The sequence below is a fragment of the Thermorhabdus hydrogeniformans genome (genome assembly GCF_049310025.1).
Classification (GTDB): domain Bacteria; phylum Bacillota; class Thermosediminibacteria; order Thermosediminibacterales; family Tepidanaerobacteraceae; genus JBJYKD01.
On sequence record NZ_JBJYKD010000053.1, the window covers coordinates 1 to 10472 of the forward strand.

At 36.0% G+C, this 10472-nt stretch carries 15 protein-coding genes; 14 read left to right on the plus strand and 1 reads right to left on the minus strand.

The window, feature by feature from the left end; genetic code table 11:
- The coding region (locus ACKX14_RS15080) for a transposase (protein WP_422449133.1) at positions 1-158 on the minus strand (158 nt) is incomplete at its 3' end.
- 1437 nt (positions 159-1595) lie between these two features.
- On the opposite strand from ACKX14_RS15080, the gene ACKX14_RS15085 reads away from it, so the two are divergent.
- The 14 genes from ACKX14_RS15085 (at position 1596) to ACKX14_RS15150 (ending at position 10385) form a co-directional block, all read left to right on the plus strand.
- Positions 1596-1772 (plus strand): hypothetical protein, encoded by a 177-nt coding sequence (locus ACKX14_RS15085; protein ID WP_162991243.1) that lies wholly within the window; start codon positions 1596-1598, stop codon positions 1770-1772.
- Positions 1769-2149 (plus strand): type II toxin-antitoxin system death-on-curing family toxin, encoded by a 381-nt coding sequence (locus ACKX14_RS15090; RefSeq protein ID WP_422449107.1) that lies wholly within the window; start codon positions 1769-1771, stop codon positions 2147-2149. The genes ACKX14_RS15085 and ACKX14_RS15090 overlap by 4 nt, the downstream gene beginning before the upstream one ends.
- A gap of 941 nt (positions 2150-3090) precedes the next feature.
- Positions 3091-3507: a hypothetical protein gene (locus ACKX14_RS15095; protein ID WP_422449109.1), complete on the plus strand. Its 417-nt coding sequence runs from the start codon at positions 3091-3093 to the stop codon at positions 3505-3507.
- Between the two features lie 258 nt (positions 3508-3765).
- Positions 3766-3912, plus strand: coding sequence for a hypothetical protein (locus tag ACKX14_RS15100; protein WP_422449111.1), 147 nt, complete (start codon positions 3766-3768; stop codon positions 3910-3912).
- 72 nt (positions 3913-3984) lie between these two features.
- Entirely contained in the window at positions 3985-4569 is a 585-nt protein-coding gene (gene sigZ / locus ACKX14_RS15105; RefSeq protein ID WP_422449113.1) for an RNA polymerase sigma factor SigZ, read from the plus strand.
- A gap of 82 nt (positions 4570-4651) precedes the next feature.
- Entirely contained in the window at positions 4652-5233 is a 582-nt protein-coding gene (locus tag ACKX14_RS15110; protein WP_422449115.1) for a DUF2703 domain-containing protein, read from the plus strand.
- A gap of 74 nt (positions 5234-5307) precedes the next feature.
- Entirely contained in the window at positions 5308-5616 is a 309-nt protein-coding gene (locus tag ACKX14_RS15115) for a YlcI/YnfO family protein (protein ID WP_422449117.1), read from the plus strand.
- A 644-nt stretch (positions 5617-6260) separates the two neighbouring features.
- Positions 6261-6569, plus strand: a complete 309-nt coding sequence (locus ACKX14_RS15120) for a hypothetical protein (RefSeq protein WP_422449119.1) — start codon at positions 6261-6263, stop codon at positions 6567-6569.
- Between the two features lie 148 nt (positions 6570-6717).
- Positions 6718-7461: a DeoR family transcriptional regulator gene (locus ACKX14_RS15125; protein WP_422449121.1), complete on the plus strand. Its 744-nt coding sequence runs from the start codon at positions 6718-6720 to the stop codon at positions 7459-7461.
- A 118-nt stretch (positions 7462-7579) separates the two neighbouring features.
- Positions 7580-8038, plus strand: coding sequence for a PTS transporter subunit EIIC (locus tag ACKX14_RS15130; protein WP_422449123.1), 459 nt, complete (start codon positions 7580-7582; stop codon positions 8036-8038).
- Positions 8025-8837 (plus strand): PTS sugar transporter subunit IIC, encoded by an 813-nt coding sequence (locus ACKX14_RS15135; protein ID WP_422449125.1) that lies wholly within the window; start codon positions 8025-8027, stop codon positions 8835-8837. The genes ACKX14_RS15130 and ACKX14_RS15135 overlap by 14 nt, the downstream gene beginning before the upstream one ends.
- A 90-nt stretch (positions 8838-8927) precedes the next feature.
- Entirely contained in the window at positions 8928-9251 is a 324-nt protein-coding gene (locus ACKX14_RS15140) for a PTS sugar transporter subunit IIA (RefSeq protein WP_422449127.1), read from the plus strand.
- Positions 9252-9578: a PTS sugar transporter subunit IIB gene (locus ACKX14_RS15145; RefSeq protein WP_422449129.1), complete on the plus strand. Its 327-nt coding sequence runs from the start codon at positions 9252-9254 to the stop codon at positions 9576-9578.
- Positions 9579-10385, plus strand: a complete 807-nt coding sequence (locus tag ACKX14_RS15150) for a glycyl-radical enzyme activating protein (protein WP_422449131.1) — start codon at positions 9579-9581, stop codon at positions 10383-10385.
- Positions 10386-10472 lie beyond the last annotated feature (87 nt).

Consider the following 10472-nt stretch of genomic DNA (forward strand, 5'->3'; position numbering starts at 1 on the left):
CCATCGTTAGGGTTTAAAAGCTTTTTTCTCCAGTAATCGATTGTAGTTTTTGATATTCCGTATTTCCTACAGACAGCAACTTTAGTGGTACATGAGCTCTGAGCTTCGGATAAGATAGCGAGCTTTTCTTCAGTAGTAAAATTCTTCCTTGCTGCCATAGAAAAATTCCCCCTTCAAGAGTTATTTTATCATGTTGTGCGTTTTGGTCCAATTCTCTTGAGGGGCCAGCAAGTTTTGGTTTAAAGGGTTGTTTTATACAAAGAAGAACCTCATTGAGTCTTTGATAAAAAAGGAAAAAGAAAATATTTGCGATATGCACTTGCCATGCGAGATTGTTCCATCAATCTTTAACAGCAACATTGAAGTTTTGTAAGAAGATGTGAATTATTCAGTGATTTTATTAAATAATTGTCGAGATTGCTTCTTGATATTTATTTAGGTGTAATAAAAGTAATTAGACAGTTTATTGATGCTTTAACTGCAATTAATCTCAGACTTGAACTTGCGTATGCTATGTTTGTAGCGTCAATAGAATCACTACCACAAGATTTTGATAGTTATGAGATAAAAAGGGATTATTGTCCAAAAATTAATTAATACATGGTTATTACAAATGACCAGTTGCAAATGAATTAGTTAGTTGAGAATGGTTATTGGTAATACTAAAACTGTGATAGAAAGGGATAAACGTAACTAGCAGCAATAATACTTGCATCCCAATTATTAACAAGAATGTAGCATTATTACAATTTACCAAAATTTTTCATAATTTTGGTAATAAAAGATTTTAATAATTGTATATTTTGTTTTAAAACTAAACCTTAACCCTTACCACTTATTTCCAAACCATGTATTTTTCATTTAATCCTCCCACCCATGCGAAAAAAGTGGTTCCGTTGAGGGGTAAGAAAGGGAAAAGGATAGATGAAGGAATAAGGATAAAGGGTATAGGAATAACGAAGGGATAAGTGGTAAGGCCTCGAAAAATCAAGGTTTACGCCACTTATCCCTTTTTCCTTTCATCCTTGACCCTGCCCCATTTGGAAAGACTTTTTTCGCACAAAGTAGAGCATACATTGGGAAATTTTAGTAGAAATATAGCTTAATTACGGAAAAACTTTATTACCTCCCAGAAAATGACATGTAGATTTTATGCGGGTTTGATGGATTGGAAATGGAAAGGGTTTTTTTTAAATCAACAGCAGCTGTATTTTTCATTTAATCCTCCCACCCATGCGAAAAAAGTGATTCCCTTGAGGGAGGAAAAAGGGAAAAGGATTAAGGTTCAAGTCGTAAAGAAATAACAAAGGGATAAGTGGTAAGGTCTCGAAAAATTCGGGATTTACGCCACTTATCCCTTTTTCCTTTTATCCTTGACCCTGCCCCTTTGGAACACCTTTTTTCACACAAATTAGAGCAGTATTTGGTAAATTATAGGAGAAATAATACTGTTTCACAGAAAAACTTTATTCCCTCCCATAAAATCCCATCCTTATTTTATGCGGGTTGGGGGATGGAAATGGAAAGGGTTTTTTTTAAATTAACAATATTTGTGGTATAATTTTATTGAAATAATCGTTAGCGAGGTGTATTATATGACACTGGCAGAAAAATTAATCAAAGAATTTGAGCAGTTGACTGAAGAAAGGAAAAAGGAAGTTATTGACTTTGTTGAATTTGTAAAAGCAAAAGAGCAGAAAGAGATTGAAACACTTATGGATTCTGTTATCAGTGAAAACAAAGAGGCTCTTAAGGAGTTAGCAAAGTTATGAAAACACTAAGCGTTGAGAACATTATTTTGTTCCATGAGAAAATCATAAAAGAAACTGGCGGAAGTGCTGGAGTACGAGACAGAGGACTCATTGAGAGTGCTTTAAATAGAGCCTTTATGACTTATGATGGTAAAGACTTATATCCCACCATTATTGACAAAATTGCCGTTATAACATATAGCTTGATTAACAACCATGGATTTGTGGATGGCAATAAAAGAATTGGTATAGCAGTAATGATTATATTGCTTAAAATGAACAATATAAAGGTTTATTACACTCAACAGGAATTAATTGACTTAGGCCTTAAAACTGCAGGAGGATTAATGAAGGAAAAGGATATATTGAATTGGATTAAAGAACGTGTTAAAGACTAAGATTTGGCTGGCATCAAGTGTCTTTTTCATTTATTCCTCCCACCTATGCGAAAAAAGTGGTTCTATTTGAGGAGGAATAAGGGTAAAGGAATAAAGAAAGGGATAAGTGAAAGGCCTTGAAATTAGAAGCCTGACATCGCTTATCCCTTTTTCCTTGAACCATGATCCTGCCCATTTGGAACAACTTTTTTCACACAAAATAGAAAAATATTTGGCAAATTATAGGAAATTTAACACTGCCTTACGGAGAAACTTTATTCCCTCCCAGAAAATCCCATTTAAATTTTATGCGGGGTCGAGGGGAGAGAAATGGAAAGGGGTTTTTTTTAAATTAACAATTGGGTTATTATGCAAGGGGCATGTTGCATTCTTCATTTAGCAATAAGAAAAAGCGTTAGCAGGAATTAAATTCTGCCAATTTTAATGAATATCCCAAAAAACTTTTCAAAAACAGCCAAATTGGTGAAATATGGACTTACACTTTTTTCAGAATTGTTGTATCATGATAACTGGTGATGTTATGATAAACAAAATGAAAATATTCAACGCAGGCGCTGCACCAGTTATCTCCGCCATATGGGAGCAACTAAATAGCGGCAAAAACCTGGATAAACTCTTACCCTGGGATGCTTCCCAGTGCAAATTACGTGGTTGGAAAAATGAAATGAAATCATGTATACCTTAATCCTTACTCTATGAAACTTTTTCCTATTCTCCTTTCAACATGTCACTATTTAGAACCAACTTTATTTTAAAAATTACTACAAGAATTAAGGAAAAAATGTTAATCAATGGGATGAAATTAAGGAATTTTAGAGCGCCCTTTATTATCTGGTAGAAAATTAGAATATAGGAAAATCAAGGGTTTGAGAGGTGTGGGTGAGGGGAGATTATTTTAAATATACAGTATTTATATTTTGTGAGGAGTGAATTGAATATAAATGAAAAACAAAAGAACGTTTATTGGAATATTATGTGTAATTGTTGTCATTATTATAGGAAGTTTGATTTGGTGGTATACTCCATGCTCAATCACCAACATCGCACCGTCAGCGGTATCTAAAATCAAGGTTTTTGATGGTAATACAGGAAAATCAATTACAATAACAGACGCATCTGATATTGAACATATCATTACGAATCTCAATAAAGTATCTCTCAAAAAAGAAAAGATTTCATTAGGTTATATGGGATATTCTTTTAGAACAACGGTTTATAAAGATAATGGTGAAGTATATAAGGAATTTATTATTAACTCAAGCAACACTATCAGAAAAGACCCATTCTTTTATCGAGACAGTTCAGGAAGCATTGATTATAAATATATCCAAAAGTTGTTTGATAAGGATGTTAAATGAGTATAATCTACCAGTATTGTTAAGCTGCATTATTCTTTTTATGTTATGTACACTAATTGGGGGATTATCATGACTTAATATTAAACTCACTTGGTGCAATGTTGGGGTTTACCGCATTTAGGATGGTGAGCAATACTTTTTCCGTTTGGAGAAAAATAGGAAAATAGAAGGATAAGATAATATAATAAGGAAGAAGGAAATAATAATTAGGAATTAGACAGGCGGCTATCTAATTAGAAACAGAAAAGGAGCATCGGTATGAAACAAAAGTTCAGCGCCGAAGTAAAGAAGCGCGATGGTATTGATGGTGCATATATTGAGATTCCTTTTGATGTAGAGGCGGTACCGGAGCCAAAAGGGCTGAAACACGTAATAGAAGGATTGAAAAGGCTATCAGCGTGCTGACACTGGATAAAAAATTAAAAGAAGGACAATAAAAGGCTCACGACTGTAGCTTTCCTTAAAAGTACATGAGGCTTGAACTGCATCTTAAGGGGGGTATGCACCATTAAGAATGATGTCTGTGCTTTATGGAAAGAATTAAGCTCAGACCTGAAAACTTTTATCTGCAAAAAAGTTGGGAATGAGCAGGATGCGGAAGATATATTGCAGGATGTATTTTTAAAAATATTAACTAATATGGACCGGATAAAGGACAACGACAGGATATATGCATGGGTTTACCGGATAACACGAAACACGATTAATGATTATTATAGAAGGAGAAGAATCAAGGCTGAAATTTCGGATTTACCTGAAGAAGGTGTAACCAGCAATGATGAAGATGAAATAATAAATGAATTAGTCTTATGCCTTAAAAATATGATCGAGAGCCTTCCAGATAAATATAAGCAGGCTATCATGCTAACAGAATTAGGCGGTTTGACACAAAAAGAATTGGCTCAAAAACTCGGCATGTCAATATCAGGGGCTAAGTCGAGAGTTCAACGCGGTAGAATCATGTTGAAAGAAAAGTTTTTTGAGTGTTGCAAGTTTCAATTCGATGGATATGGGAATATTATTGAATACCAGCATAAAGAAAACAGCTGCAAATATTGCTGAATCACATAAGTAGTTTGCGTCCTTTTTAAAAAATCTCCGTCTGTAAAAGTGAAGCTAATTTTTATGGATGGAGGTTTTTATTATGCGGTGTTGTGAAACTCAGGCAAATAACAATTGTTGCAATGCAATTTGCGGATGTGGAGAGCAAAATAATGATGCTAAAAAGAAAAAAATTGTAATCGACTTTATGTATTTGGATTTAAATGTATGCGACAGATGCCGGGGCACCGAGAGTAGTCTTGAAGAAGCCGTTGCTGACGTTAAAAGGGTGCTTGAGTTAACAGGAGTTGAGGTTGTTGTAAATAAAATTCACATTGATAGTGAGGAAAAGGCCATACAGTATCGATTTGAGAGTTCCCCTACTATCCGAATTAATGGAAAAGATATACAATTGGAGACGAAAGAATCCCTTTGCGAATCATGCGGTGATTTGTGCGGCGATGAAGTTGACTGTCGGGTATGGATATATAACGGCGAGGAATATAATGTTCCGCCCAAAGCAATGATAATTGATGCGATACTTAGAGAAATATATGGAAGTAGTGGCTCATCAGATAATAATGAAGATAAAACCGAGCAGAAATATGAGCTCCCTAGAAATCTTCAAAAATTTTTTGAATCAGTGCGGGGAAAGGGCGAAAAAATGGAGAAAATGCGTGTGTGATATTTGCGATTTTATTTTATTGCAATTTCTCCTTAATAATGTTGTACTTTAAGTACTACAGAGAGGTGTTTTAAATGTCAAAACTTCACAATTCAAGGGTTACAAAAATGACGGCAGTGCGTTTACCGGTATCTGTAATTGAGAAAATAGACAGTTTATACGGTAAGGGCAATCGTTCAAAATTTATTTATGAAGCAATCGAAAAGGAATTGAAAAGGCGAAAAAGGCTGGAATTTCTCGAAAAGGATATAAGTCTTATTTCTGATGATATAAAGGATTCGGTAGAATATGTAGATGAAATGCGAAAGATTGACATTGACCGGTGGGAACAAATATTTAAAGGTAATGACAAAGTGCCGGGCCAGGGAGATATACATGAATAAATTACAAATAAACGGTTATTTATTGGATACTGATTTCTTAATTGACCTGAGTAGAGGAAAGAATAACATTTATAAAAAAAGAGCTTCAAATTTGATGAGACAAATAAACGAACAGATCTTTTCGTTTCCGATGTGACATTGATTGAGTTTTTACCAGGAATAGCCGAAGAAAAACAGCAATATGCCATAAGCATTTTAATAGACCTTTATATTTATATTTCTCCTTCTTATAAAGATGCCAGTCTCGCGGGTAAACTCCGCCAGGAATTTTTTAAGAAAGGTATCTCGTTATCTGTTTCAGATGTCTTGAATGCTTCCATAGCTATAAATCGCAATCTATGTATTGTCACAAGAAACGTAAAACATTACCCTTTTGAAGATATTAAATTATTATGCTGGTAATATATATTATATGAGTTCAGGAGTATTCTTAAATTTGTTCATTCGTCACTTATTTAGAGATAAAACGATAAAATGCCCGCAACCATTATAATATTCGCATAAAAAGAGATGAACTTAAACAAAATAAAATTTAAACTAATCACCCATGTTTAACAGAACAAAAATGCATTTGTCGCAGATGATTTTTATTAGTTATAGAGCAGCTTAAGCTAAGGTTATAATGATCCGATTGGGAGGCAATTTTGCAAAAGGATAAAGGATTAAGTGTCTATAAAGAACAGCAAAGGGATAAGTGCAAAGCCTTGAAAAAACAAGGTTTACGCCACTTATCCCTTTTTCTTTTTATCCTTGACCCTATCACTTTGGAACACCTTTTTTCATACAAATTTAAGCAGCATTTGGGAAATTATAGGAGGAATAATACTGCCTTACGGAAAATCTTTATTGCCTCCCAGAAAATCCTTAATTTAATGCGGGGTGGAGGGGAGGGAAAGGGTTTTTTTAAATTAACAGTTCCGGACAAATTCTATCAAAAATGGCAGAGGAACTAAAAAATCAGATAAAGGCATGACGAATAAAAATATAAATTATTTTTTATAAAAGAATATTTACTTTCGAATGAAACTATAATATAATATAAATGAAAATATAAGAAAATATAATTAAATTTAAATTTATTATAAAAAGGACATGTTGGATATGAACAATCGTCAATTAGAAATAATGAAAATAATTTCAACGGAGTCAAAAATTAATGTAAATGAGCTTGCCAAGAGATTTAACGTTTCCCAGGTTACCATCCGACAGGACTTGCGGGCACTTGACAAACAGGGGATGTTAAAAAGAGTCCATGGCGGTGCAGTGGCTATAACTGATGACCGCATATCCAATCGTATGTGTTTAAATTACAAGGTGAAGAAAAAAATTGCCCGGGAAGCTTCGAAAATGGTGCAGGATGGGGAAACTGTCATGATCGAATCAGGTTCTACGGCTGCTATCCTTGCTAGAGAACTGGCCAGCAAAAAAGAAGTAACTATTGTTACAAATTCCCTTTTTATCGCAAACTATGTAAAAGAATTAAACAACATTAATGTAATTTTACTGGGAGGTATATTGCAGAAGGGCGCAGAAGTTACGGTTGGACCATTGATAAGGAGTTCCCTGGATAATATTTATGTCGATAAGTTTTTTATAGGCGTGGATGGATTTACCGAAGAAACCGGTTTTACTTCCATAGATTTAATGAGGGCTGAAACTGTTCGATGTATGGCTGAGAAGGCAAAAAATGTAATAGTAATAACGGATTCCACAAAGTTCGGAGTCAGAGGCGTTACGCACCTTTTGAATGCTGAAGATGTCAGCATGGTTATAACAGACTCGGAAATTGATAAGAATTACGAGGATGTGTTGATTAAAAAGAATATAAAATTAATTAAAGTATGACAGATTTGATTTTTTATCAAAATCTAAACGATAGATTGGAGGAGATGATGGAATGTTATAAAAAGTGAAGAAATAACTTTATCATTAAAAATAAAACGGAAACAAGGAGGTTAGTATTGTGTCGGGTTTTATGGACAATTTTGCAAAATTTTTGGAAGAAAGAGTACTGCCGCCCCTCATGAAACTTGCAGAACAGCGACATTTTGCAGCTATCAGGCAAGGAATCCAGAGGATCATACCATTGATCATAGTCGGCTCTGTACCTCTGATTATAGCATATCCCCCTGTTCATTCATGGAGTGCTGCTGTAGAACCATATCGCAATATTTTGCTTGTGCCGTTTTCGATGACTTTTGGCCTGATGTCTCTCTTTGTGGCATTTGGAGTAGCATCGGCCTTAGCGTCATCGTACGATCTTGATTCTACAGCAGCGGGGATAACTTCAATGCTGGGATTTTTGCTGGCGGCGGCCCCCATGGTAAAAAACGCTATTCCCGCCGATTACCTAGGGGGTACCGGTCTTTTTACTGCCATAATAGTGGCTATATGTACGGCGGAATTAAATGCGATTATTTAAAAAATCTGGTTTCACCATAAAAATGCCTGCAGGTGTTCCACCGGCTATAATGGCATCCTTTGAATCTATAACGACAGTAGGAGTTATAGTCCTTGTAATATGGTTAATCAGAACAGTTGGAAACCTCAATGTTCCAGAAATTATCATGTCGGCATTCAAACCACTGGTGGTTGTGGCCGATACTTTACCGGCCATATTGCTGGCGCAGGTGTTGCACCAGGCTCTATGGGCAGTCGGAATTCACGGCACCTCAGTGGTAGTATGGGGTGTTATGGCGCCTTTCCTCACACAGAATCTTGCTGCTAATGCCCAGGCCGCCATGGCAGGCCAGCCCATTCCGTTTTTCTGGACAGAACCCATGCAGATGAGTTATGCACATATGGGCGGTTCGGGAGCGACTTTACCTCTTATATTCTTCTATTTGAGATCAAAATCTGCTCACTTAAAACAGGTGGGAAGAGTTGCGCTCATACCCGGCATTTTCAACATCAATGAACCCATAACCTTTGGTACACCCATAATACTCAATCCCATTATGCTCATTCCGTGGTTCTTAAGCCAACCGATTATCATGACTATAGTATATATATCGGCAAAATTAAATCTTGTTACAAAAGCGTATATATTGCCACCGTGGACTACTCCCGTTCCCATCTATCAGTATATCATGACAGGCGGTGACTTCAGGTCTGTCATACTGGCGGTTATAGTTTTCTGTGTAAGTGCGGCACTTTATTATCCTTTCTTTAAGATATGGGAAAAACATCTTATAGAAGAAGAATCTGGCGCTGCCAGGTAATATACTTAATTATATTAATTATTCATATTAATTTTACAGGGGTCGGCGTTATACGTCAAGCCCTGTTTAAACGAAAAAGGAGGCAGGGCAATGGACTTAGAGCAGATAGCATTTCAAATCATAGCAAATTCCGGAGAGGCGAGATCGAAAATTTCCGAGGCTATGGATGCATGTGAGGATGGTCAGTTGGACAGAGCAGAGAAATTAATAGAAGAGGCAGAGAAGAGTCTTCTGGTAGCTCATGATATCCATATGAAAGTATGTCAAAAAGAGGCTAGCGGCGAATCCATTCAACCTACCCTTCTACTGATACACGGGATGGACCTTATGCTGGTGACTGAATCTGAAAGAGATATGGCCAAAAGAATGGTGAGAATAGCCAAAAAACTCATTGCCAATAGGGAGGTTTTTTAAATGTCAGACAAAACCTTAAATATTCTGTTAATATGTGTAAATGCAATGTCATCAGGGTTTTTAGTAGAAAAAATGAAAAAAGCTGCAAAAGAGAGAGGGCTAGATATAAATATAGAAGCAGTAGCAGGATGGGGCTTTAAGGAAAAGGATTTTTCAAAACTCGATCTTGTGATGCTCAGTCCTCAAGTAAGACATTATAAAAAAGATGTAGATAATGTGGCTTCAAAATTCAATGTGCCCGTGGCAACCATAGATTTTCAAACTTATGGCCTGGTAGATGGAAATAAATGCCTGGATATCGCCCTTAAAACACTTGGAGTGCAATAAATGCGGAAAACAAAAATGAATCTTGGGACAGTTTGTGAAATAGAAAGGTATGCTCTAAATGATGGCCCGGGCATCAGGACACTGGTCTTTTTAAAAGGTTGCCCCCTGAGATGTAAATGGTGCAGCAACCCCGAGACCCACAACTATTCCCCCGAACTTTATTATTACGCCCACCGATGTACATTTTGCGGAAAATGCATTGATGTCTGTCCATATCATGCCATACGAGCTGATTATTCACGACAGAAAGTTATCACGGACAGAAATATATGTAAAGCATGCGGAAAGTGCACCAAAGTATGCCTTTCTGAAGCTCGCAGTATTATAGGAATGGAAATGACAGTAGAACAGGTGATGGAAGAAATAAGAAAAGATTTACCTTTTTATCTAAGGGGAGGAGGGGGTATTACCCTTTCGGGTGGAGAGGTTTTAAGCCAGCATAAATTTGCATTGGAAATATTGAAGAAATGCAGGAGTGAATTTATCGATACTGCTATTGAAACTTCTGGGTACGCTTCATGGGAAGTGGTAAAAGAAGTTTTAGACTATACGGATCATGTTCTGATAGACATAAAACACATGGACCCAGGACGTCACATGGAATTGACTGGAGTTGATAACAGGCTCATTCTCGATAATATAAAAAGAATCGACCGCAGTAAAGTAAATTATGTTATAAGGATTCCATTGATTACGGGGATCAATGACGATGAAACCAATATTAAAAATTTAAGCGAGTTTATTAATGAGTTGCGAAATCTAAAAGAAATACATTTGCTACCTTATCATACAGGTAGCGTCAAATAAGAATATGAGAATTCCCTAAAAAATGGAAATCGTAGGTAGTAGCTGGCAAATCAATCAGTAATTGTTAAATCAATAACCCAAAGTAAC

Excerpts from the sequence above, each read along its gene's own strand:
- ACKX14_RS15085 (WP_162991243.1), top strand. The coding sequence starts at position 1,596 with ATGACACTGGCAGAAAAATTAATCAAAGAATTTGAGCAGTTGACTGAA.
- ACKX14_RS15090 (WP_422449107.1), top strand. The coding sequence starts at position 1,769 with ATGAAAACACTAAGCGTTGAGAACATTATTTTGTTCCATGAGAAAATC.
- ACKX14_RS15095 (WP_422449109.1), top strand. The coding sequence starts at position 3,091 with ATGAAAAACAAAAGAACGTTTATTGGAATATTATGTGTAATTGTTGTC.
- ACKX14_RS15100 (WP_422449111.1), top strand. The coding sequence starts at position 3,766 with ATGAAACAAAAGTTCAGCGCCGAAGTAAAGAAGCGCGATGGTATTGAT.
- ACKX14_RS15110 (WP_422449115.1), top strand. The coding sequence starts at position 4,652 with ATGCGGTGTTGTGAAACTCAGGCAAATAACAATTGTTGCAATGCAATT.
- ACKX14_RS15115 (WP_422449117.1), top strand. The coding sequence starts at position 5,308 with ATGTCAAAACTTCACAATTCAAGGGTTACAAAAATGACGGCAGTGCGT.
- ACKX14_RS15125 (WP_422449121.1), top strand. The coding sequence starts at position 6,718 with ATGAACAATCGTCAATTAGAAATAATGAAAATAATTTCAACGGAGTCA.
- ACKX14_RS15135 (WP_422449125.1), top strand. The coding sequence starts at position 8,025 with ATGCGATTATTTAAAAAATCTGGTTTCACCATAAAAATGCCTGCAGGT.
- ACKX14_RS15140 (WP_422449127.1), top strand. The coding sequence starts at position 8,928 with ATGGACTTAGAGCAGATAGCATTTCAAATCATAGCAAATTCCGGAGAG.
- ACKX14_RS15145 (WP_422449129.1), top strand. The coding sequence starts at position 9,252 with ATGTCAGACAAAACCTTAAATATTCTGTTAATATGTGTAAATGCAATG.
- ACKX14_RS15150 (WP_422449131.1), top strand. The coding sequence starts at position 9,579 with ATGCGGAAAACAAAAATGAATCTTGGGACAGTTTGTGAAATAGAAAGG.